Origin of the sequence: Xaviernesmea oryzae, from assembly GCF_900109605.1 — a bacterium.
Lineage (GTDB): Bacteria > Pseudomonadota > Alphaproteobacteria > Rhizobiales > Rhizobiaceae > Xaviernesmea > Xaviernesmea oryzae.
The window spans coordinates 67,031-89,889 of the sequence record NZ_FOAM01000006.1 but is presented as its reverse complement, the minus strand read 5'-3'; the positions used below and the strand labels follow the sequence as shown (position 1 = coordinate 89,889).

Sequence of the window (22,859 nt, the reverse complement as noted above, 5' to 3'; positions counted from 1 at the left end):
AAGCCGTTGCATCGCGCCTTTCTGATGATGAGGGCGTGACATCACGCCTCGACTTGCGTGTCGATGGCCATAGCTCGCCTTGAGCGCGCCTTGCACCAAGGTTGACCGCTTCAGCGTGATTCAGGCACGCGCGAACGCCGATCATGCGCACAGGTCAAAAGACCGCGCGATGCATCGATGAACTCCGGATTTTGTGTGGGGGGATAAGGAACATCCGTGTCGGATGGCGGGCTGATCCTTCAAGTCCGCCATCCTGTCTACCTGTTCAAAGCGGGACGACAGCGGATCGAAACGACCCATTTTGCTGGTCCACTCGGCAACGAAAAACGCAGGTAGAGCTTATTCTATCGGGCCAAACGTGTTATACGCCAGCCAAGTCGAAACTCAATGAAACGAAGACTTGATCTTCGCGATTTCATCCTTCAGCTGCAACTTTCTGCGCTTCAGGCTGGAAATGTAATCGTCCCTGGTCGATGGTTGCAAGAGCGCGGAATGCAACTCTTCCTCCAATACTCCATGTTTCTTTTCAAGCGTTGCGAGATGGGCCTCAATGTTCATTTGGCAGTCCCTTCCTTCTAGCTTGCACCCGGTCTTGGATGCCGGATGTTCCGGTTGGTAACGCACAGGAGTGTGCCATGACATTTTTCATTTGTCGAAGGCGTTTTCGTGGCAGGGGCGAACTTCCCGTTTGCGGTTAATCCATGCTAAGCGACGCGTCGAAACGACAAGAGGGCGGTTGCGCCGTCCCGGGCGTGTCACATGAGGTCGCCAAGCGGCCTTGCGATGGCATGCGTCGAAGCAAAGAGGTGAAGCGTCGGAGCGGCTCCAGGAGAGCGTGACACGCTTGAAAGGCGCGGCGAGGGTCAAGCACATGCCAGATCAGGATCAGGCGGAACTCAGATTGAGTGTAGCGCGGTTGCGGCAGGAGCATGAAGACTACGATACCGCCATCAACGCCATGATCCAGACGGGTTGCGACGCCCTGCGCATCCAGCGGATGAAGAAGAAAAAGCTGGCGATCAAGGACAAGATCACCAAGCTGGAAGACCAGATCATTCCCGATATCATCGCCTGATCCGGCTCGCCTCTTGCCTGCGCTGTTTCGGTGCGGGAAGATGCCTGTTCCGATCCCAGCCTTTCAAAGGCAACATGGCCTTAAGCCCGCCGGTATCGGATCTCCGGTCGGGCGCCTCTAGAGGAGCCGCAAGACGTGACCTCCCATTCCTCGCCTCCCGTCGCCCTCATCATGGGCAGCCAGTCGGATTGGGAGACCATGAAGAACGCGGCCGATATTCTCGACGCGCTCGACATCCCCTATGACGCGCGAATCATTTCGGCGCATCGGACGCCGGAGCGCATGATCGATTTCGCGCAGGGCGCCCGCGAGGAAGGCTTCAAGGTGATCATCGCCGGTGCGGGCGGTGCGGCCCATTTGCCGGGCATGACGGCGGCGCTGACGCCTCTGCCGGTCTTTGGCGTTCCCGTTCAGTCCAAGGCGCTCTCCGGTCAGGACAGCCTCCTGTCCATCGTCCAGATGCCGGCTGGGATTCCCGTGGGCACGTTGGCCATTGGCCGCGCCGGCGCCATCAATGCCGCGCTGCTGGCCGCCGCGGTGCTCGCCTTGTCGGATCTCGACCTTGCCGACCGGCTCGATCAATGGCGCGCCGAGCAAAGCGAGGCCGTGGCCCTTCATCCGGTGGATGCTCTATGAAAACGATTGGCATCATTGGCGGCGGCCAGCTCGGCCGCATGCTCGCCATGGCGGCGGCGCGCCTGTCGCTGAAAGTCGTCATCCTGGAGCCGGATGCGAACTGTCCAGCGGCGCAGGTCGCCAATCGAGTCATCGTCGCACCCTATGACGACGAGGCCGCGCTCGATGCTTTGGCTGAGGCCTGCGACGTCGTTACCTATGAATTCGAGAATGTGCCGCTCATCGCAGCCACGCGACTGGCGCGGCGCCTCCCGGTCTACCCGCCGCCGAAGGCTCTTGAGGTCTCGCAGGACCGGCTGGTGGAAAAGCGCTTCCTGAATGGCTGTGGCCTGGACACGGCACGCTACCATGCGATCGACAGTCTGGAGGCCCTGCAGGCAGGGCTGGAGGATTTCGGCGGACATGGCATCCTGAAGACCCGCCGCTTCGGTTACGATGGCAAAGGGCAGCTGGTGCTGAAGCCGGAAGGCCTGGACATAGAGGCCGCTTTTGCGGAACTCGGCGGCGTGCCCCTCATTCTCGAAAGCTTCGTGCCTTTCATCCGCGAGATCTCGATCATCGCCGCCCGGAGCATCGATGGAGCGATTTCGGCTTTCGATCCGGCGGAAAACATCCATCGTGATGGCATTCTCTCGACCTCCCGGGTGCCGGCGAACGTCGATGTGGCCATCATGCAAGCCGCTCGGTCCGCGGCGGCCTCGATTCTCACCGCACTCGATTATGTCGGCGTGATCGGCGTCGAGTTCTTCGTGCTGGCCAGCGGCAAGCTGGCGGTGAACGAGATTGCGCCGCGCGTGCACAATTCGGGTCATTGGACAGAGGCCGCTTGCCTTGTCTCACAGTTCGAGCAGCACATGCGCGCCGTGGCCGGCCTGCCCCTCGGCCAAACCCGGCGCCACAGCGATTGCCTCATGCACAATCTGATCGGCGACGATATCGATCGCGTGCCGGACTGGCTGGCAACCCCGGATGCCCTGTTGCACCTCTACGGCAAGGACGAGGCGAGGCCGGGCCGCAAGATGGGCCATGTCACGGTTCTTTCCCCGCGCTGAGCGGCGGGGCGTCGCGCTTGGCGGCATCCACGACACACGGCCCAAAGCTTCCCGCTTTTAGCCCTTGAAGGTGCCGGCAATGGCGGCTTTTGCATTGACAGAGGCACGTGTCCGGGTTATCTGCCTGCCACTCTTGAAGAAAGCGCGTTCCGGTATGAGGGCGCGCTTTCATTTATGTTTGGGACAGGGCGAGCTGCACGCCGCCGAGAACTGCGGATCAGGAAAATGAAGATCAAGAATTCGCTCAAGTCGCTGAAGACCCGTCATCGCGAGAACCGTCTGGTTCGCCGTAAGGGCCGCATCTACATCATCAACAAGCTGAACCCGCGCTTCAAGGCCCGTCAGGGCTGAGCCTTCAGGCTTGCTGGCGTCTCTGGACACCGCTTTGACGGTCGTTCGGGAATGCCGGGACATGTCACAGCTTTTGTGATTTGAAGATCGGCCATGGCGGGGTAACCTGAACGCCATGGCCAATTTTTTGATTCGTGTATTTGCCGCATGTCTGCTTCTGTCGCTTGGAGCCGTTGGCGTGGCCAGATCGGCCGAAGGGCCGGGTCAAGAAACGGCGCCCATGCTGGACAGTCCGGATGTGGTGGCTCCGTCCCTGCCAAAGACAGCGCTGGCCGATTCCGCTGCGGCCAGACGGGGGATCGCCTCCGACGACCGCAAGGCCACGCTGGATGCGCTGTTCGATGCGCTGAAGCGCGAGCGCAATCCGGACAAGGCGCGTGAGCTGTCCGGCCAGATCCGGCTCGAATGGGCGGAATCCGGCAGCCCAACGGTCAATCTCCTGATGCTCTGGGCGTCCAAGGCCATCGCTGAAAACCGCCAGACCAGCGCCCTCGATTTCTACGACCAGGTGATCGCGCTCGCGCCGGATTACTCCGAGGGCTGGAATGCGCGGGCGACGCTGCATTATCAGATGAACAATTACCGCAAGGCGATGTCCGACATCAATCACGTGCTGCAGCTCGAGCCGCGCCATTTCGGCGCGCTGGCCGGCATGGCGACGATTCTGACCTCGACCGACAAGCCTGAGCTGGCCGCCCGCGCGTGGGAGCGCTTTCTGGCGATTTACCCGGCCGAGCGAAAGGCGCAGGAGCAGTTGAACGAGCTGCAGGAGAAGGTCGCGGGCAGCCGGACCTGACGGTCATGCCGGATACGGTCGGCATGAGGCCTTTCTCTCTGCACAGACCACCATTATCGAAGATGGCATCTGTGTCCGGCTGTGGTGAAATCCGGCTCTCTTGCCGTTCCGCTTGAACCGACGCCAGCCTGCGGGCGTATGTGGCATATGACACGCTCTTTTCCCCTTGCCAGCCGCTTTGCCTGGTCCGCCTCAATCCCGCGCCTGAGCGCCCTCATGGTTTCGCTGACGCTCTCGGCCATGGTTATGCCTCCGGCCGCTCAGGCGGCCGGCGCGACCGACTCTGCGCGTCATGCCGCCGCTCGTCCGCCAGGGCCGGAACAGGCCGAACGCATCGATGTCGGCGGCTTCAAGATGAACAGCGTGCATGTGCCCCGCCCTGCGGGCGCCGATCTGCCGCCGCTCGTCTTCATCCATGGCGCCAGCACCAGCCTGCTCGATCCGCTGGGGGCGTTCCGGGCGCCTCTGGATGGGCGGGCGGAAATGCTGTTCGTCGATCGCCCCGGGCTGGGCTTTTCCGATGCGGGGCCCGCCCGCAACCGCTTTCCCGATGGACAGGCCGATGCGATCGCCGCGCTGATGGAGACGCGGGGCATCCGCAAGGCGATTATCGTCAGCCATTCCTTCGGCGGGGCCATCGCCGCCACCTTTGCCCTGCGTCATCGGGAGATGGTCGCCGGCCTCGTTTTTCTGTCGCCCGCGACTCATCCTTGGCCGGGCGGCATCGAATGGTATTATTCCGTTGCCAGGACGCCGGTGATCGGGCCGCTCTTTTCCACGCTCGTCGTGCCGCCGGTCGGCCTCCTGTCGATCGACAAGGCGACCCGCGCCGTCTTTGCGCCCAATCCGCGCCCGGACGATTACATTGCGCGCACGCGGGCCCGTCTTGCCCTGAGGCCCGACGTCTTCCGCAACAACGCCACCGATATTGCCAATCTGCTTGAGTATGTCCGCAAGGTCGCGCCACGCTACAGCGAGATCCACGTGCCCACTGTCATTGTCACCGGCGACCGTGATCATATCGTCCTGCCGGAGATCCATTCCGAAGGGTTGCACAAGGCCATTGCAGGCTCACGGCTGGTGCGGATCCATAATCTCGGTCACAAGCCCGATTATGTCGTTACCGACGTTGCCATTGCCGCGATCGAGACCGTGGCCGGCCAGCATCCTGACCTGGCCGGCATTGCGCGGCGGGCCGAGCGGCGGATCGCGAACGACAAGGAGCCATAGACGGCACCTGCCTTGCTGTCATCGACGGCGTCGTCGATAACGGGAACAGGACGACAAAAAAAGGGCGCGCCCGGCAGGACGCGCCCTTTCGAGTTTTCATTGAAAATCGACGTTTAGAACCCGGTTTGGCCATCGGGGCCGATATAGGCGATACGCAGCATGTTGGTCGCGCCAGGCGTGCCAAGCGGGACACCGGCAGAGATGATGATGCGGTCGCCCGGCTTGCCGAATCCTTCGTCCACAACGATGCGGCAGGCACGGTTGACCATGTCGTCGAGATCGGATGCATCGCCGGTGACGACGCTGTGGAGGCCCCAGACCACCGACAGGCGGCGCGCGGTCTGGATCACGGGCGACAGAGCGATGACCGGCACCTGCGGACGTTCGCGGGCCGCACGCAAGCCGGTATTGCCCGAAGAGGTGTAGCAGACGATGGCGGCAAGGTTCAGCGTCTCGGCGATCTGGTGGGCGGCGAGTGAAATCGCATCGGCGCCGGTCGCTTCCGGTGGCGTGCGCTGGGCGTAGATGATGCCGGAATAATGCGGGTCTCGCTCCACCTTGCTGGCGATCGAGGCCATGGTCGATACGGCTTCGACCGGATAGGCACCCGAGGCCGACTCGGCCGACAGCATGACGGCATCCGCGCCTTCGAAGACGGCGGTGGCAACGTCGGACACTTCGGCGCGGGTGGGAACCGGCGCGGAGATCATCGACTCCAGCATCTGCGTGGCGACGACCACCGGCTTGCCGGCGCGGCGGCAGGCGCGGATCAGTTGCTTCTGCAGGCCCGGCACGGCTTCGAGCGGCATTTCAACGCCCAGATCGCCACGTGCCACCATCAGAGCGTCGGAGAGTTCGATGATCTCATCGATCCGCTCGATGGCCTGCGGCTTTTCGATCTTCGACATCAGGCCGGCGCGCCCCTGGGAGATCTTGCGCACTTCGGCCAGGTCTTCCGGGCGCTGCACGAAGGAGAGCGCAATCCAGTCTACCTCGTTGGTGGCGAGCACCGCGTCGAGATCGGCGCGATCCTTTTCGGTCAGAACGCCGACGCCGAGCAGCGTATCCGGCAGGCTGACGCCCTTGCGGTCTGATATCGAGGTGCCGGAAACGACGGTGCAGACGATGCTCTTGCCGTCGGCCTGCTCCGCCTTCAGATGCAGCTTGCCATCGTCGATCAAGAGCCGATGGCCCGGCTTGACCGCTTCGAGAATTTCGGGATGCGGCAGGAAGACCCGGGTCTCGTCGCCCAGAGCCTCGTTGTTGTCGAGCGTGAAGGTCTGGCCCGGCGTCAGCGTCACCTTGGTATTGGCAAACTTGCCGACGCGCAGCTTCGGCCCCTGAAGATCGGCCAGAATGCCGATCGGCCGGCCACAGCGCGCCTCCACCGAGCGAATGCGCGCAATCAGCGTGCGCATCAGATCATGGCTGGCATGGCTCATATTGATGCGGAAGAGGTCGGCCCCCGCCTCATGCAGCTTCTGGATCATCTCCTCCTCGCCCGAAGCCGGACCGAGCGTGGCGAGGATCTTGGCTTTTCTGTTGCGCATCATCAATTCTGACCTTCCTGGGAGCCGGGCGTATCGGAGAGCTGAACCATCCAGCTGCCCTGTCGGCCCGTGTCATATTCCTTGAAGCCCATCCGCTGGAAACCGCGCGCAAAGCAATCCTGAACGCCGACGATCTTGAACTCGTTTTCGGCGACGCACATGTTCACGTCCCCCGTCCATCGACCGCCGCGCGCTGCATCCTCGGCATAGAGATAATAGTAGCGCGATTGCAGTTCGCCCTCGATCAGGGTGGCGCAGGTGGTGGCCGGCACCTGCCACCAGCCTTCCGTGACCCAGCCTTCCTTCGCGCGATAGCCGATCGCAACGCCCACCAGATTCTGTGTGCCATTGCACACCCGGAATTCGGCATGGGCGGCGCCAGGCGCCAGAACAGGCGCGGCCGCTACGACGAGAAAGAGACCAAGCCCTGCGGCAGACCAGCCGCCCGCCCGCGCGCCCTGAACTCCAGACACGGTTCCCAATGGTGCTCCACTGTGTTTGACCTGCGCCTTCTTGCGACGCGACGCCGACGATGTCAACGCAGATCTAATCGATTTAATCACTCTAGCTGACAAGGAATAATCCGAACTTAAACCGGGCCGCGACCCGTCTTTCAAGGCCTGCGGAAACTGCATTTGCCGCCCTTTGCCGGGCAGCCGCCCCTTGCCGGCCAGATCATCGCATGTCATCAGAACGTCATTCTTTCTCCCTGCAGCCGCCGCCTGGACCAGTATGGCGAAGGCAGACTGCAGAATTTTGAAATGGCTGCATAATTCCCGAGAATGAGTCCGATTTCAAAGACTTCTTACGCTCGGGGCGGAAGAGGCAACCGGAAAATGATGGACAACAGCGCGGCTTTCGAACGCATTGAGGGCAATTTTGCGGCAGGCCTGGTGCTTCTCGGCGACCATGCGACCAGCCTCGTTCCCACTGAATATGGCCGCCTTGGCTTGCCGGAAAGTGCCTTCGCCCGCCATATCGCCTATGATATCGGCATCGAGCCGCTGCTGCGTCGCCTGTGCCAGTTGACAGGGGCGCCCGCTGTCATGAGCCGCTTTTCCCGGTTGCTGATCGATCCAAACCGCGGCGAGGACGACCCGACGCTGATCATGCGCATTTCGGACGGTGCGATCATTCCCGGCAATCATCCGATCACGAAAGAGGCGTGGCAAGAGCGTATCGACCGCTTCCATCGGCCCTACCATACCGCTGTCGACGCCTTGATCAAGGAGGCTGCGGCAGCGCATGGGGCGGCGCCGCTGGTGATCTCGCTGCATTCCTATACACCGAGCTGGAAGGGTGTCCCGCGCCCCTGGGCGGCGGCCGTCCTCTGGGATGGGGATGACCGTGTTGCCCGGCCGCTGATCGCAGCGCTGGAAGCGCTCTCCATCCACACCGGCGACAACGAGCCTTACGATGGCGCGCTGAAGGGTGACACGCTCTATCGTCACTGCATGATGACGGGCATTCCGCATGCTTTGATCGAGGTACGCCAGGACGAGATCGGCGATGCGGCAGGCGTCGAGGCATGGGCGGATCGCCTGGCGCTGTTGCTGATGGATCTCAACCGCCGACCTGAGCTGCATCGCTACGAGCGCCATGCCTCGCGCACGGGACCCTATCCGGACGTGGATACGGCCGGAAGCGGATCGGCCTGAGCCAGGATCGGGTGCTGACGCTGCGGCAAGGCTTTACGCTTTCACCTTAGGGGCATCTGGGCAAGAAGCCCTTGCTTCCGGACGCGCAGGCCGCCACATCAGTGCACATCGGTCGATCGAACCGTTGGACCAGAAGGAGAGAGCATGACGGCGCTGACCCCCGAACAGCAACAGGCCTTCGAGGCTGCCGCATTTCGCAGGCTGCTGGCCCATCTCGACCAGCGCAGCGACGTGCAGAACATCGACCTGATGAATCTGGCCGGCTTTTGCCGGAACTGCCTGTCCAACTGGTATGGCGAGGCCGCCCAGGCAGCCGGCGTGCCGCTGACCAAGGATCAGGCGCGCGAGCACATCTATGGCATGCCCTACGAGGCCTGGCGGGCCCAGCATCAAAAGGAGGCCTCGCCCCAAGCGCAGGCCGCCTTCGACGCGAACAAGCCGGATCACAAGGATTGATCCGGGCCTGGCCCACGCGCTGAAGCGCCTGAAAGGGACTATTGCGCCCACGCTCCGATTCAAGGCTTGACCTTGCGGCGGCTTCACGGCAGGGACTGCCATCCACGCTTGGAGCACCTAACACGATCTCTGAGCGATGCCTCTGACGCGCTTAGCTTCATCTTGCGGCGAAGCGTGACGAGGCCGGATCGAAGAGCTTTTGTTAGGTGCTCCCATCCCGCATAAAGGAGATTGCCATGGCGGACGCGCATGAAGTCGCACGCGATCAGCTGCGCTCGTTCATCGAGCGGATCGAGCGCCTTGAAGAAGAAAAGAAGACCATCGCCGACGATATCAAGGACGTCTATGGCGAGGCCAAGGGCACGGGCTTCGATACCAAGATCCTGCGCAAGGTCATCCAGATCCGCAAGCAGGACAAGGACGAACGCGCTGAGCAGGAAGCCATTCTCGACACCTATCTGGCCGCGCTCGGCATGATCGAGCTGCCGCAGGACGAAGACTGAGCCCTGCACGATCCGGCGCCGTATCGGTCTCTGTGCCGCGCATACCTCATCACACTGCCCTCGGCCCGCCGGATCGCTCCGGCGGGTTTTTTGTCGTTTCCCTCGCGCGCAACCTGACGTGCCATGTCGCCGCGCAAGGCGGGCATGTCGCATTCCCGCCCGCGCCCGCTGTTTGCCCATGGTCTTCTGGTTGCTGTTCACGACGCGGCCCGATCAAGGGCCTTAAGCGAAGCCGGGCATGCGACATCGGCCCGGCGCGCGCCGCGAACGGACCGACCCGAACAACGTCGTTGAGGAGCGGCGCGGGCGGTCGATGCGGCTGCAATCCGACTGAGGATTGGCCGCCAACCACAGGAGGAGATCGCATGAGCAGGAACCGAGGCGTTGTCTATATCAAGCCGGGCCAAGTGGAGGTGCGCGACATTGACGACCCCAAGCTGGAGGCGCCCGATGGCCGGCGTATCGAGCATGGCGTCATTCTCAAGGTGGTCTCCACCAATATTTGCGGCTCGGACCAGCATATGGTGCGCGGCCGCACCACGGCCATGCCGGGCCTCGTGCTTGGTCATGAGATTACCGGCCAGGTGGTCGAAAAGGGCGTCGACGTCGAGATGCTCGAAATCGGCGACATGGTCTCCGTGCCCTTCAACGTCGCCTGCGGCCGCTGCCGCTGCTGCAAGTCGCAGGACACCGGCGTTTGCCTCACGGTCAATCCCTCACGGGCGGGCGGGGCCTATGGCTATGTCGACATGGGCGGCTGGATCGGTGGGCAGGCGCGTTATGTAACGGTGCCCTATGCCGATTTCAATCTGCTGAAATTTCCCGACCGCGACCAGGCCATGGCCAAGATCCGGGACCTGACCATGCTCTCTGACATTCTGCCGACGGGGTTCCACGGTGCGGTGCGTGCGGGCGTCGGCGTGGGCTCCACGGTTTATGTCGCGGGCGCCGGCCCGGTCGGTCTTGCCGCCGCTGCCTCGGCCCGCATTCTCGGCGCGGCGGTGGTCATGATCGGCGACTTTAACAAGGATCGTCTGGCCCACGCCGCCAGGGTCGGCTTCGAGCCGATAGACCTGACGAAGAGCGATCGTCTTGGCGATCTCGTCGCCCAGGTGATCGGCACGGATGAGGTGGACAGCGCCATTGACGCGGTGGGCTTCGAGGCGCGCGGCCATGCCGGTGGCGAGCAGCCCGCCATCGTTCTCAATCAGATGATGGAGATCACCCGCGCCGCAGGCTCGATCGGCATTCCCGGCCTTTATGTCACCGAGGATCCGGGCGCGGTCGACAAGGCGGCCAAAGAAGGCAGCCTCTCCCTGCGCTTCGGTCTCGGCTGGGCCAAGGCACAGTCTTTCCACACAGGCCAGACGCCGGTGTTGAAATATAACCGCCAGCTGATGCAGGCCATCCTGCATGGCCGCCTGCCGATCGCCGATATCGTCAATGCCAAGATCATCCCGCTCGACAGTGCCGCAGAAGGCTATGAAAGCTTTGACCAGGGCGCAGCGACGAAATTCGTGCTCGATCCGCACGGCGATCTCGCCAAGGCGGCCTGACCACACGTCATATCGAAAGAAAAGCCCGCCGGAGAGCATCTCCGGCGGGCTTTTGTCATGGGCATCAGGCCATCAATTGGTGCTGAATTTCTTCACTTCGAGGAAGTTCACGGCAGTGCCGGAAAAGCGTGCGGTATCGACCGGCTGCGGCGGATCGGCGGAGAAGCCGGCGGAATAGACCGTGGTCGGCGAACTGCGAAGGGACTTCGAAACGAAGCGTGGCGCCTTCACCGGCCGCGACAGCGTCGCCATCCGACTGTTCGACAGGGCCCATTCGGCAATGATTTTCTCGGTGAGCTTTGGCTCGGTGCGCACGGAGGTCGGCGCATGCTCCTCGGCCTGCTCCTTCTTCGGTCGCTTTCCCTTGACCGGTGCTTCGGTCTGGGGCGCGAAGGCGTCCAGCCCATTCGGCCTGCTGGCCTGGGCGGGCTGATAGGCAGCCAGTTCGACCGGCGCCGGTTCAGCCGAAGCGGACTTGCGCTGCTGGGACGGCTGAGCGAGCGCGGGGCGGGCGGCCGCCGGGCTTGGCAGTGCCATGGCAACCTTGGTTTCCGCCTGGGCAACGGCCGGATGCGGATGGGCGGCAAGCGCGCGCGGCGAGGGGATCGCAGACTGGACAGGCTCGGCTGCATCCTCCTCGGCATCCGGATCGGCAGCGGCCACCTCGGTCAGCTGCGGCCGCTCGGGCTCGGCGGCCACGTTGGCGGCGGCCAGTGTTGTCAACGCATCCTGGCCGGCCGGGCGCAGTGCCGGTACGGGAACGAAAGCCAGTTCCTCGGCGTCCTCGCCCACGGCGGGATCGATGGCGGCCACGGCTTCCGGCACGACGCGCGTCTGCGGAACGGGAATCTTCTTGAAGGTTGAAAGATCGGCGAATTGAGACGCGGGTTCCGGCGTCGCGGCGGCGAGCGCCTCGGCGGCAGCATTCTTCGGCGGAGCGACCAGGGCCGTCTCCACCGCGCCACCCGGCATAGCGGCCAGCGACGGACGTACGGCGGGAACCGGCGCCTTGGCCACGGCAAGCGGCGCCTCGGCGGCGGGGGCTGCGGCAGCAGCCGGCGGCTCTTCACCCGTCTCGACGCCAGCCAGTACGGGCTGGGCAGCCGGAGTGGCGGCGGCGGGCTTGGCACGGCCACGAGCCGGTGCTTCGCTTTCGCCGCCCTCGTCGGCGCTGGCGATCGCCGTGGGTTCTTCATCCTCGTCGCCGCCGCCAAACAGCATGGCGAAGAGGGTTGCGCGCCGCTTGACGTCCTTGTCGCCTGTGCCGGTATAGCCGCCACCGGCCACCTGGATGGCATCGGCGCCCACACGGCGCTTGTAGTCGGCCACGGCGGCCTCATAACCCGGCAGCGGCCCGCCATCGGCCGGCAGATGCATGGTCCGGCCATCGGGGAACAGCCGTACGAGTTCGTTGCGGCTCATGCGCGGCCACGCCCGCACGCCGCCGACATCCATGTGCACAAAGGGAGAGCCGGAGGTCGGATAAAAGCCGACGCCGCCGACCTGGAATTTCATGCCGATCTCGCGCAGCGTGGCGAGCTTCACGTCGGGCAGGTAGAAGTCCATCGCCTTGCCGAGCATATGCTGGCTCTTCTTGGCGACACCCTTGGTGCGCGAGCGCAGCATGCCGTTGGTGGCCGGCGAGCGATAGGCGGAAACGACGTGGATATATTCGTGCGAGCCGCTCTTCTGATAGACCTCCCAGACGAGATCCAGCAGGCGCGGATCCATCTTCGTCGGCTCGTTGCGGCGCCAGTCTCGTAGGAACTGATTGACCTGCTGCAAGCCCTTCGGATCATAGCGGCCATTGCGCTTGAAGGTGATCTGCGCCTTCTCGCCCGTATGGACGAAATAGAGCTTGAGCGTGCGTGTCTGCCCCGCCGCCTCGACAGGTGGCGTGAATCCGGGGGTGGCCATGGAGACCGCGATCAGGAGCGCGGCAAGCAGCCTTGGCATCTTACGGACCATCTTGCCGCACGTGTCGCAGACCGTGGCGCCGTTGGGCTTTTCGAAAAATTTCTGCAAACCTGATCCCCGTCCCAAGGACATGCGCCTCGTAGCCGACTGGATGCCGGCCAAATACGGTGAGAGCATGGCAAATATGCCACAGTCGCCGGCGATCCTTATAATATAGTGAACGGATGCCTAACAAGGTCTAAACGACGCCTTTATCAAACGCCAGACGCCGGTGATTCGTGCGCGTTCCGGACGCAACGGGCGCATAAAGCCCGGCTTGCGGGGCTTTTCACTTACTAAGCAAGCCCGTGTTTCCGTTCCAAAATGCGACAAAGCCGCAAGGCTGGCACAAGTTTCACCCCTGCGCCGCGGCGTGGCGGCCTTCGCAATCAACAGATTTTCGCTCTCATTCCGCTCAAAATCCTGCTTCTGCACAAGCGAGCGCGTGTGGCGCCTCGAATCATGCGGCGCTGCTCAGGGGATTGTCGGGGTCGATTCCGTAATCCTTCAGCTTCCGGTAGAGCGTCGACCGGCCAATGCCGAGCTTGCGTGCCACCTGGCTCATCTGGCCGCGATAAAATTTCAGGGCAAAGCGGATCAGATCCTCCTCGACATCGGCGAGCTTGCGCACCTCGCCCGTCGCATCCAGCCCCGCGATCGTGCCGTCCTCGCGTCCGGAGTGGGCGTCATTGCGGCCAGCCTCGCTGACACCGAGAATGGAGAGCTTGCCGGAGGCTGCCTGTTCCTGTGGCGCCGTGGTGCCGGCAAGGCGCGCGGACATGCCTTCGGCTGCCACCGAGCGCAGACCGATCGGGCCGGTGCGCGCGGCCACATCCGGAAAGTCGCGCACCGTCAGCTCGCGGCCTTCTGCAAGGATAAGCGCGCGATAGAGAAGATTTTCCAGCTCGCGGATATTGCCGGGCCAGTCATAGGCGGTCAGAAGAGCCATGGCGCCGGCATCGATGCCCTGGCCTACGCCCTCGTGGCCTTGCGCCACGGCCAGGCGGCGAACGATGTGGCGAACCAGCGCGGGCACATCCTCCCGCCGACGGGCAAGCGCGGGAATGGCGATCGGAAACACGCTGAGACGGTAATAGAGATCCTCGCGGAATCGCCCCTCGCGCACTTCGGTGATCAGGTCGCGCCCGCTGGACACCATCAGCCGCAGGTCCACCTTGACCGGGTTACGTGCATTCACCGGTTCGATCTCGCCGAACTGTACGGCATGCAGAAGCTTGGCCTGCACGGTCGTCGGCAGGGACGCGACATCGTTGAGCAGCAGCGTGCCGCCATCGGCATCGCGGAACTTGCCGGCAAGACGCACGGCAGCACCGATCCCCCGTTCGCGCCCGAACAGGATCGCCTCGGCGAGTGCCGGCGCCAGAGCGGCGCAATCGACCACGACGAAAGGGCCACCAGCGCGGCGGCCTTCCTGGTGGATCGCCCGGGCCAGCCGCTTCTTGCCGACGCCGGATTCGCCCTCAATCAGCACCGGAATATCGGAGGCGGCGGCGCGGCGCGCGAGATCGAGCGCCCGGATCATCGCCGGGCTGGCGGAAACGATGGACTCAAAGCCGATATCGTCGCTGGCCGGCTCGGCCATGCGGGTTGCGTCGTCATGGCGGCGTTCCACCTTCATGGCCTGATGCAGGGCCACTGTCAGCCGCTCTGGCGTCACCGGCTTCATCACGAAATCGAACGCGCCGGCCTGCATCGCATGCACCACCGTTTCGATGCCGCCCTGGCCGGTCTGGACGATCACGGGCACATCCAGCCCACGCCGCCCGATTTCCTCCAGAAAGGCCTGGCCGGACATTTCCGGCATCAGCAGATCGAGAAGAACCACGTCGATGCGCTCGCCCAACTCTTCAAGGATCGATAGACCGGTCCGGCCATTCTCCGCATGATGCGCGACATGACCGAGCTGCTCGATCATGCCGGCCAGCAAGCGGCGCTGCACCGGATCGTCGTCGATCACCAGAATATGGGACGGCATGGTTCCTCTCCTCGTGCCTTGCCTTAAGGGACGCGTTTTGCCGCCTATGGCGGAACGCCTTCATGTCCCCGGTGTTTTTGAGACACCCCCGCTTCCGCAGCCATCTGAAAGGTAAGCCGCAGGCATCAGCGGAGATCCGACCCCTTCCTCATTGCATGCTGGATTTGAACATCCTCTTTTGAGAAAAGCTCGCATTTTAGGCATCGGCATTTTCATGGGCGGCCATATGCTGCACGCTTTTTGGGCCGGCCGACCTTTCAGATTTCACCGGGGCTCTTACATGGGCTGAGCAAAGCGTGTCAGATGCGCCGCGACAGACAGGGCCGCACCATGAGGGACCGGCCTTTCATGGCTGCTTCAAGTGATTATGGAAGCCTGGCCGCATTGAACGAAGGGACGATTGACCATGATCCGCATCCAGCCTTCCCATGCCCTTTCGGCGCAGGACACCGCCCTTGCAAAGCCTGACATGGCCGAGCTCGGCGCTCTGCCCAGCTGGCGGCTGGAGGATCTTTACCCGGCACGCGATTCGGACGTCTTCAAGAGCGATCTCGCCAAGGCGCAGGCCGATACGCTGGCCTTCGAAGCGCGGTGGAAGGGTCGGCTGGCCGAGGCTGCGGGCAAAGACGGCGAAGAGGGGCTCGGCGCGTCCATTCAGCAGATGGAGGCGCTGGAGGACCTGATCGGCCGCATCGCCTCTTTTGCCGGGCTGACCTATTTCTCCAACACCACCGATCCGGCCAATGGCAAATTCTATGGCGACATCCAGGCCAAGCTCACCGATCTTTCGAGCCATCTCCTGTTCTTCGCGCTGGAGCTGAACCGGCTTGACGATGCGGCCATCGATAGTGCCATCGCCAACGATCCCCTGGCCGCCCACTACGCGCCCTGGATCCGCGACCTGCGTCTGGAGAAGCCGTACCAGCTGGATGACAGGATCGAGCAGATTTTCCTTGAAAAGTCGATGACGGGTGCTGCGGCCTTCAACCGGCTGTTCGACGAGACCATGGCCGCCATGACGGTGACGATCGATGGCGAGAGCCTTCCCATGGAAGTGGCGCTGAGCCTTCTGCAGGAGCGCGCGCCGGAAACCCGCGCCGCCGCTGCCGCCGGCCTGACGGAGACCTTCGAAAGCAAGCTCGCCATCTTCACGCTGATCACCAACACGCTTGCCAAGGACAAGGAAATCTCCGACCGCTGGCGCGGCTTCACCGACATTGCCGATAGCCGCCATCTGGCCAACCGTGTCGAGCGCGAGGTGGTCGATGCGCTGGCCGAGGCGGTCAAATCCGCCTATCCCAGGCTTTCGCATCGCTATTATGGGATGAAGGCGAAATGGCTGGGCATGGACCAGCTGAATTTCTGGGATCGCAACGCGCCGCTGCCGGAAACGCCGAATGCGCTGATTGCCTGGGACGAAGCGCGCGACACCGTGCTGTCGGCCTATGCAGGCTTTTCGCCGGAGATGGCGGCGATCGCCCAACGCTTCTTCGACGGCGGTTGGATCGATGCGCCGGTCAAGCCCGGCAAGGCGCCCGGTGCGTTTGCCCATCCGACCGTACCGTCCGCCCATCCCTACGTGCTGGTCAATTATATGGGCAAGCCGCGCGACGTGATGACGCTCGCGCATGAACTGGGCCATGGCGTGCACCAGGTCCTGGCGGCGGAGCAGGGGGCGCTGATGGCGTCCACGCCGCTCACGCTTGCGGAGACCGCCTCCGTCTTCGGCGAAATGCTGACCTTCCGCGCACTTCTCGACAAGACGCGCGACAGGCGCGAACGCAAGGCCATGCTCGCCCAGAAGGTCGAGGACATGATCAACACCGTGGTGCGCCAGATCGCTTTTTACGATTTCGAGCGCCGCCTGCATACGGCGCGCCGCGAGGGAGAGCTGACATCGGAGGCAATCGGCGGGATCTGGCTGGCGGTGCAGGCGGAAAGCCTGGGACCGGCGATCCGGCTCTCGGAGGGCTATGAAACCTGGTGGACCTATATCCCCCACTTCATCCACTCCCCCTTCTACGTCTATGCCTATGCTTTCGGCGATTGCCTGGTGAATTCGCTCTATGCCGTCTACCAGAACGCCGAGAGCGGATTTCAGGACAAGTATTTCGACCTCTTGAAGGCCGGCGGCAGCAAGCACCACAGCGAACTCCTCGCTCCCTTCGGCCTCGATGCTGCCGACCCGAATTTCTGGCAGAAGGGCCTGTCGATGATCGAAGGTCTGATCGACGAGCTGGAGGCGCTCGACCGCGACGCGACGTGATCGCCACGTCGAGGCGTCAGCTAGCGGCTCTCGAGGAGCGGGGCGTCGGGGATATCCGGTGTCCCCAATGGGCAGGACTTTGGCCTCTTGCTTCTTCAATTCGGCACAAACATAATTTACATCCCGCCGCAGGATGGAGATGGCGCGCCAAGATGGGCGCGGCCTGAGGCAGGCTTGCAGATCTCGACCGGCCGGAAGCGTGGGCGCCGTCTGGGGAAAAACAGAAGAGGCCGCGAAGGATGAGGACAGAATGGCCAGGCTGAGAGCGTTGGAACGCGGATATGCGGACGGGCCGGAGGAGCATGGCCTGGCTGAGGCGCAGCTGACGAGCCCCATGGTCTTCGTCTGGACCATGGTGATCTTCCTGATCATCATCGCTTTCGTCGGTGCCATTCTGTTTCGCCAGGCCCATGCAGCCTTTCTGAGCAATCCCGGGCTGAACGGGCTGATCCTCGGCGTGCTGCTGATCGGCATTCTCATGGCGTTCAGCCATGTGCTGAGCCTGCGCCCGGAGGTTCGCTGGTTCAATGCCTTCCGTGCTGTCGGCAATGCCGAGAAGGTGGGTCGCGAACCCGTTCTTCTTGCGCCGATGCGGGCGCTGATCGGCCAGCGCCAGCCGACGCGTGGCATCTCCACCGCCGCACTTCGCTCGATCCTCGATTCCATCGCCACGCGGCTGGACGAGACGCGCGACACGTCGCGCTATCTCATCGGCCTTCTGGTCTTCCTCGGCCTGCTCGGCACCTTTTGGGGCCTGCTCGGCACGATCGGCTCGATCAATACCGTCATCCAGTCGCTCGATGCCGGGTCCGGTAGCACGCAGGACGTGCTGTCGGCGCTGAAAACGGGCCTGTCCGCGCCGCTGACGGGGATGGGCACAGCCTTTTCCACATCGCTGTTCGGCCTTGCTTCCTCGCTGATCCTCGGCTTTCTCGATCTGCAGGCCGGCCGGGCGCAGAGCCGGTTTTACACCGAACTCGAAAACTGGCTGTCCTCGGTCACCGATGTCGGCGCCGACCGCGTGGTGTCCTCGACCGGCGCCGTCGATCATGACGAGATGCGCGATGTCAGCGAACAGCTGAGCCGGCTGGCCCAGGACTCCGGGGTCAGCCAGCGCACCGCCGCCGCCATGGCCAATCTGGCCGATGGCATTCAGGGCCTGGTGAAGAACATGCGCGGCGAGCAGCAGATGCTGCGCGACTGGATCGAGGCGCAGCAGGAAGAGGCGCGCGCCATGCGCTCGACGCTCGAAGGGCTGATCAACCGGCTGCCGGACCGCAGCGCCGGCGCCGTGGCACCACAGCGCCCGATGATGCCCCAGGCGACAGTTCCGCCTGCACCCGCGCAATCCGCCGCGCCGCCGGTCTCTGCTGCGCCTGTGGCTGCAGCCTCAACGGCCACGCCAGCCGCCGCCAGACAGACTGCGGCAGCATCCCGCACGCCCGAGGCGCCCCCGGCTGGAGCGCCCGTGCGCCGCCGTCGGGAACCCCCGCGCGACGGACAGGGGGACTAACGCCTTGGCCCTGTCGCGCCGCGCCCGCTCGCACCGCACCGTGGATTACTGGCCGGGCTTCGTCGACGCCCTGTCCACGCTTTTGCTCGCCATCATGTTCCTGCTGTCGGTCTTCGTGCTGGCGCAATTCCTGCTGAGCCGTGAGATCAGCGGCAAGGAAGACGTTCTCAACCGGCTGAACAGCCAGATCAACGAGCTGACTCAGCTTCTGGCGCTGGAAAAGAGCGGCAAGCAGGATCTGGAGGATTCGCTCGCCAGTCTCCAGGCCTCGCTGTCGACCTCCGAGAGCGAACGCTCGCGTCTGCAGGCCTTGCTCTCCCAAGGCAGCGGCAGCGCCGATACGGCCAATCAGCGTGTCGGCGAACTGACCGGCCAGCTCGAGAGCGAGCGCCAGACCAGCGCCCGGGCGCTCAGCCAGATCGATCTCCTCAATCAGCAGATTGCCGCTCTGCGCGCTCAGATCGCTGCCGTGGAAAGCGCGCTGCAGGCCTCCGAGGCCAAGGATGCGACGTCGCAGACCAAGATCGCCGATCTCGGCCGACGGCTAAACGTGGCGCTTGCCCAGCGTGTGCAGGAGCTCAACCGTTACCGCTCGGACTTTTTCGGCCGCCTGCGCGAGATCCTGTCCGACCGCGAAAATATCCGCATTGTCGGCGACCGTTTCGTTTTCCAGTCGGAAGTTCTGTTTCCGTCCGGCGGCAATGAACTCAATCCCGCCGGCCAGGAGGAGATGGCCAAGCTGGCCATGGCGCTGATCGATCTCGCCAAGGAAATTCCGCCGGAGATCGATTGGGTGCTGCGTGTCGATGGGCATACGGACAATGTGCCGCTATCCGGCAATGGCCGCTATGCCGACAATTGGGAGCTGTCGTCGGCCCGCGCCACCTCGGTCGTCAAGTTCCTGATCTCGCGCGGCGTGCCGGCAGACCGGCTGGTGGCCGCAGGCTTCGGGCAATACCAGCCCATCGCGCCCGGCGACACCAAGGAAGCGCGCGACCAGAACCGGCGCATCGAGCTGGCGCTCACCGAGAAGTAGGACGAGTTTCGGCTTACGGGCGCTTGTGTGAAGTAGCGCAAGGCCGTTGCGCTGGCTGTGCGGTGTGCTCTTCGCATGTCGTCAGGCCGGGTAAGTCGACCGGACGTTCTTCCTTGACCTGGTCGATTTATTTGCGCGCCGATCAGCCACCGGCGGCCTGCTGAACCAGGCCGCCATCGGTGAATTGCAGGCGGGCCAGCCGGGCATAGAGGCCGCCATGACGCATCAGGCTGGCATGGGTGCCATCCTCGACGATCCGGCCATTGTCCATCACGAGGATGCGGTCGGCCTTCAGGACCGTTGCGAGGCGGTGAGCAATGACGAGCGTGGTGCGGTGCTCCATCAGACCCTCGAGCGCACGCTGAACCAGCGTCTCGCTCTCGGCATCGAGCGCGGAGGTTGCCTCGTCGAGAAGCAGCACCGGCGCATCCTTCAAGATTGCGCGGGCAATCCCGATGCGCTGGCGCTGGCCGCCTGAAAGGGTGATGCCACGCTCGCCCACCTGCGTATCATAGCCTTGGTCCAGCGCCCGGATGAAGCCATCGGCCTGGGCAGCCCGGGCAGCAGCCTCCACGTCGGCGCGGCTTGCCTCTGGTCGGCCGAAGGCGATGTTGTCATGCACGGTTGCGGCAAAGATCGCCACGTCCTGCGGAACGATGGCCAGCCGCTGACGCAGGTCCTGCGGATCGGTCTGGCGGATGTCTTCTCCATCCAGCCGGATCGTCCCGCTGACGGGATCGTAGAAGCGCAACAGCAAGGCAAACAGCGTGCTCTTGCCCGCGCCGGATGGGCCGACGATCGCCACCGTCTCGCCCGGCTTGACGGCAAAGCTGACGCCATCGAGGCTCGCCGTGCCCTGACGGGAGGGATAGGCGAAGGACACCTGCTCGAAGGCGAGGCTCCCGCGCGGCGGCATCGGCAGGGATTTTGGCGTCGGCGGTGCGGCAATGGCCGGAACTTCCTGCAGCAGCTCGGACAGACGCTCGGCGGCGCCAGCGGCCTGTGACAGCTCGCCCCAGACTTCCGAGAGAGCGCCCAGGCTGCCGGCAGCGAAGACGGAATAGAGCAGGAATTGCCCGAGCGTGCCCGCCGACAGCGAGCCGGCCAGCACGTCATGAGCACCGAACCAGAGCACGGCAACGACGCTGCCGAACACCATGGTGATGGCAAATGCCGTCAGCGCCGCGCGCGCCTTGGTGGAGGCGCGGGCCGCCTGGAAGGCATCCTCGACGGCCGCACCATAGCGGGTGGTGGCCGCCTCTTCGCCATTGAAAGCCTGGACGTCGCGGCTGGCGGCGATCGCTTCGCCGGCAAAAGCCGAGGCCTGGGCCAGCCGGTCCTGCGCGGCGCGGGCGCGCCGACGCACCGAGCGGCCAAAGGCCACCAGCGGAAAGACGATCAGTGGGATCGCCGCCAGGACGAGGCTCGACAGCTTCGGACTGGTCGCAACCATCATCACGATGGCGCCGGCGCAGAGGATGATGTTGCGCAGCGCAATCGAGGCGGAGGCGCCGACGGCGGATTTGATCTGCGTGGCATCCGCCGTCAGCCGCGAGACGATTTCGCCCGACTGGTTGACGTCAAAGAAAGCGGGGGAGAGCCGCACGACATGGGCGAAGACATCGCGCCGAATATCCGAGACAATGCGCTCGCCGAGCGTGATGACGAAATAATAGCGCGCCGCGCTCGACAGGGCGAGAACGGCGGCCAGCACCATCAGCATGGCGAAGTAGCTGTTGACGAAACCGGCATCCGAGGCGGAAAAGCCCTTGTCCACCATGCGCCTGACGGCCATGGGCAGGGTCAGCGTGGTCACCGCCGCCATGGTCAGCGCCACCAGCGCGCCGGCCGCCATGGCCTTGTATCGGACGACATAGGGTCCGAGCAACATCAGCGGGGACAGCTGTGCCAAGGCAAAACCTTTGCGGCGGGGCATTTGAACGTCGACAGACACGCATCTTCTCCTGCCGGGGCCGTGATCGCACTTGTGATCGCACCGGCCTTCATGTATAGGCACCGCATCCCGAAAGAGGCCGTTCTGGAAATGCTGTGCGGCTTCATTTACGTGTTCGGTCCTCCTGTCGCAATGGCGTGCGACGAATGGACCCGCCAGAGATCTAGGAAGACAAACATGAAGGCTGATATCCACCCCGCTTACCACATGATCAAGGTCGTCATGACCGATGGTACCGAGTATGAGACCCGCTCGACCTGGGGCTCCGAAGGCGCCGTCATGAACCTGGAAATCGATCCCAAGTCCCACCCGGCCTGGACCGGCGGCAACCAGCAGCTCATGGACCGCGGCGGCCGCGTCTCCAAGTTCAAGAAGCGCTTCGAAGGCCTCGGCCTCTAAAATTTCCGCTCCTGGCGGACGTCAGAAAAGCCCGGCCTCGCGCCGGGCTTTTTGCGTTTGCTGGCTTTGATTTGGCAAGGATGCAGGGAGGTGTGTTCACGCAGCGAGGGCGGCTGCGATCATGCCAACGCACGCGGGGGCATGCTCTGCCGGGGGAAGATCGGCAAAAAGGGCAGGCCAAACGAAAAAGGCCCGGTCGCTTGACCGAGCCTCGTACGCCAGCAGAGATCTTATTCAGTTCAGGTGCGGGCAAACGCCGTCTGCAGCAGGTTAAGCTGGGCTTTCACCGCATTCTGATTGTCGGGGGAGAAGCTGGTGGCATCCTGCGGCCGATAGATTTCGCGGTCGAGCAGGGCCACACGGTTCTGCAGGCGCAGCGAGCGCTCGATCAAATCGCGGAAGCCTTCCGGCAGATCGTGCCAGCCGGGAGCGCTGCGATCGACGTTGAAGCTGTCGAGGCGGACCTTGTTCTTTTCCGACAGAACCTGGTCGCGCGTCATCTCGCCATTGTTGACGGCACGCTGCAGGAGCAGCCAGGAGGCCATCTGCATCAGCCGGGTGGTCAACCGCATGGATTCAGCAGCATAAAGAACTGATGCCAGACGCGGCAGGAGCTTGGAGGCCGTGCGGCCGGGCCCGTCGAGATAGGTCGCCGTTTCTTCCACCAAGGCCATGCCCTCGGCATAGAGCGCCTTGAACTGGGCGGAAGATGCCGCGTGACCTGCAAAGCTCACAGTGTTCAGACTCGGTTCTGACATGTCCATTTCCCTGCTTGCGCATCAATCAATCTGCGCAGGTAACGGGCCTTCCGGCGAAAAGTTTCGCTTGCCCCTGCGTGCTTGAGGTGAAGATGGTCCTTTACCGCATGACACGCAA

At 63.7% G+C, this 22,859-nt stretch carries 20 protein-coding genes and 1 pseudogene; 14 read left to right on the top strand and 7 right to left on the bottom strand.

Annotation, left to right across the window (positions count from 1 at the left end):
• Positions 1-384: 384 nt before the first annotated feature.
• Positions 385-558, bottom strand: coding sequence for a YdcH family protein (locus BMX61_RS09160; RefSeq protein ID WP_075626950.1), 174 nt, complete (start codon positions 556-558; stop codon positions 385-387).
• A 313-nt stretch (positions 559-871) separates the two neighbouring features.
• On the opposite strand from BMX61_RS09160, the gene BMX61_RS09155 reads away from it, so the two are divergent.
• The 6 genes from BMX61_RS09155 to BMX61_RS09130 all read left to right on the top strand — a co-directional run bounded on the left by BMX61_RS09155 (position 872) and on the right by BMX61_RS09130 (position 5,140).
• A complete protein-coding gene (locus tag BMX61_RS09155) occupies positions 872-1,075 on the top strand; it encodes a YdcH family protein (protein WP_075626951.1) in 204 nt (67 codons plus the stop codon).
• 171 nt (positions 1,076-1,246) lie between these two features.
• Positions 1,247-1,711, top strand: coding sequence for a 5-(carboxyamino)imidazole ribonucleotide mutase (gene purE / locus BMX61_RS09150; RefSeq protein ID WP_075627054.1), 465 nt, complete (start codon positions 1,247-1,249; stop codon positions 1,709-1,711).
• Complete coding sequence (locus BMX61_RS09145) at positions 1,708-2,763, top strand: 5-(carboxyamino)imidazole ribonucleotide synthase (RefSeq protein ID WP_083639365.1); 1,056 nt, start codon at positions 1,708-1,710, stop codon at positions 2,761-2,763. Before purE ends, BMX61_RS09145 begins: the two co-directional genes overlap by 4 nt.
• Before the next feature lie 225 nt (positions 2,764-2,988).
• Positions 2,989-3,114 (top strand): type B 50S ribosomal protein L36, encoded by a 126-nt coding sequence (gene ykgO, locus BMX61_RS09140; protein ID WP_075626953.1) that lies wholly within the window; start codon positions 2,989-2,991, stop codon positions 3,112-3,114.
• A 220-nt stretch (positions 3,115-3,334) separates the two neighbouring features.
• A complete protein-coding gene (locus BMX61_RS09135; protein WP_075627055.1) occupies positions 3,335-3,910 on the top strand; it encodes a tetratricopeptide repeat protein in 576 nt (191 codons plus the stop codon).
• Between the two features lie 147 nt (positions 3,911-4,057).
• A complete protein-coding gene (locus tag BMX61_RS09130; RefSeq protein ID WP_234794637.1) occupies positions 4,058-5,140 on the top strand; it encodes an alpha/beta fold hydrolase in 1,083 nt (360 codons plus the stop codon).
• Positions 5,141-5,253: 113 nt separating this feature from the next.
• Here the strand turns inward: BMX61_RS09130 and pyk are convergent, their stop codons facing one another.
• Both pyk and BMX61_RS09120 read right to left on the bottom strand, forming a co-directional pair.
• Positions 5,254-6,693 carry a pyruvate kinase gene (gene pyk / locus BMX61_RS09125; protein ID WP_075626954.1) on the bottom strand — a complete coding sequence of 480 codons (1,440 nt, stop codon included), beginning with the start codon at positions 6,691-6,693 and terminating at the stop codon, positions 5,254-5,256.
• Positions 6,693-7,079 (bottom strand): DUF1036 domain-containing protein, encoded by a 387-nt coding sequence (locus BMX61_RS09120; RefSeq protein ID WP_092742506.1) that lies wholly within the window; start codon positions 7,077-7,079, stop codon positions 6,693-6,695. The genes pyk and BMX61_RS09120 overlap by 1 nt, the downstream gene beginning before the upstream one ends.
• 450 nt (positions 7,080-7,529) lie before the next feature.
• On the opposite strand from BMX61_RS09120, the gene BMX61_RS09115 reads away from it, so the two are divergent.
• The 4 genes from BMX61_RS09115 (at position 7,530) to fdhA (ending at position 10,863) form a co-directional block, all read left to right on the top strand.
• A complete protein-coding gene (locus BMX61_RS09115) occupies positions 7,530-8,348 on the top strand; it encodes an N-formylglutamate amidohydrolase (RefSeq protein WP_075627058.1) in 819 nt (272 codons plus the stop codon).
• 144 nt (positions 8,349-8,492) lie between these two features.
• A complete protein-coding gene (locus tag BMX61_RS09110) occupies positions 8,493-8,804 on the top strand; it encodes a DUF1244 domain-containing protein (RefSeq protein WP_075626955.1) in 312 nt (103 codons plus the stop codon).
• Between the two features lie 236 nt (positions 8,805-9,040).
• Positions 9,041-9,307, top strand: coding sequence for a DUF2312 domain-containing protein (locus BMX61_RS09105; protein WP_075626956.1), 267 nt, complete (start codon positions 9,041-9,043; stop codon positions 9,305-9,307).
• Between the two features lie 365 nt (positions 9,308-9,672).
• A complete protein-coding gene (gene fdhA / locus BMX61_RS09100; RefSeq protein WP_075626957.1) occupies positions 9,673-10,863 on the top strand; it encodes a formaldehyde dehydrogenase, glutathione-independent in 1,191 nt (396 codons plus the stop codon).
• A 72-nt stretch (positions 10,864-10,935) separates the two neighbouring features.
• Here the strand turns inward: fdhA and BMX61_RS09095 are convergent, their stop codons facing one another.
• On the bottom strand, positions 10,936-12,831 hold the full coding sequence (locus BMX61_RS09095; RefSeq protein ID WP_092742504.1) for a peptidoglycan L,D-endopeptidase MepK: 1,896 nt from the start codon (positions 12,829-12,831) through the stop codon (positions 10,936-10,938).
• A gap of 448 nt (positions 12,832-13,279) precedes the next feature.
• Entirely contained in the window at positions 13,280-14,815 is a 1,536-nt protein-coding gene (locus BMX61_RS09090; RefSeq protein WP_075626958.1) for a sigma-54-dependent transcriptional regulator, read from the bottom strand.
• A 469-nt stretch (positions 14,816-15,284) separates the two neighbouring features.
• On the opposite strand from BMX61_RS09090, the gene BMX61_RS09085 reads away from it, so the two are divergent.
• The 3 genes and pseudogenes from BMX61_RS09085 to BMX61_RS09075 all read left to right on the top strand — a co-directional run bounded on the left by BMX61_RS09085 (position 15,285) and on the right by BMX61_RS09075 (position 19,630).
• Positions 15,285-17,081 (top strand): M3 family oligoendopeptidase, encoded by a 1,797-nt coding sequence (locus BMX61_RS09085; protein WP_234794645.1) that lies wholly within the window; start codon positions 15,285-15,287, stop codon positions 17,079-17,081.
• A gap of 250 nt (positions 17,082-17,331) precedes the next feature.
• A pseudogene (locus BMX61_RS09080) lies at positions 17,332-18,399 on the top strand (flagellar motor protein MotA); the annotation flags it as partial.
• 199 nt (positions 18,400-18,598) lie between these two features.
• Positions 18,599-19,630, top strand: coding sequence for a peptidoglycan -binding protein (locus BMX61_RS09075; protein WP_092742491.1), 1,032 nt, complete (start codon positions 18,599-18,601; stop codon positions 19,628-19,630).
• A 142-nt stretch (positions 19,631-19,772) separates the two neighbouring features.
• On the opposite strand, the gene BMX61_RS09070 is transcribed toward BMX61_RS09075, so the two are convergent.
• The gene (locus BMX61_RS09070; RefSeq protein WP_075626960.1) at positions 19,773-21,566 is read right to left on the bottom strand and encodes an ABC transporter transmembrane domain-containing protein; all 1,794 of its coding nucleotides are present in this window, start codon (positions 21,564-21,566) and stop codon (positions 19,773-19,775) included.
• Between the two features lie 195 nt (positions 21,567-21,761).
• On the opposite strand from BMX61_RS09070, the gene rpmE reads away from it, so the two are divergent.
• Complete coding sequence (gene rpmE, locus BMX61_RS09065; protein ID WP_075626961.1) at positions 21,762-21,983, top strand: 50S ribosomal protein L31; 222 nt, start codon at positions 21,762-21,764, stop codon at positions 21,981-21,983.
• Positions 21,984-22,222: 239 nt separating this feature from the next.
• Here rpmE and rcdA read toward each other — a convergent pair whose 3' ends face one another.
• The gene (rcdA, locus tag BMX61_RS09060; RefSeq protein ID WP_075627061.1) at positions 22,223-22,741 is read right to left on the bottom strand and encodes a protease adaptor protein RcdA; all 519 of its coding nucleotides are present in this window, start codon (positions 22,739-22,741) and stop codon (positions 22,223-22,225) included.
• Between the last annotated feature and the right edge of the window lie 118 nt (positions 22,742-22,859).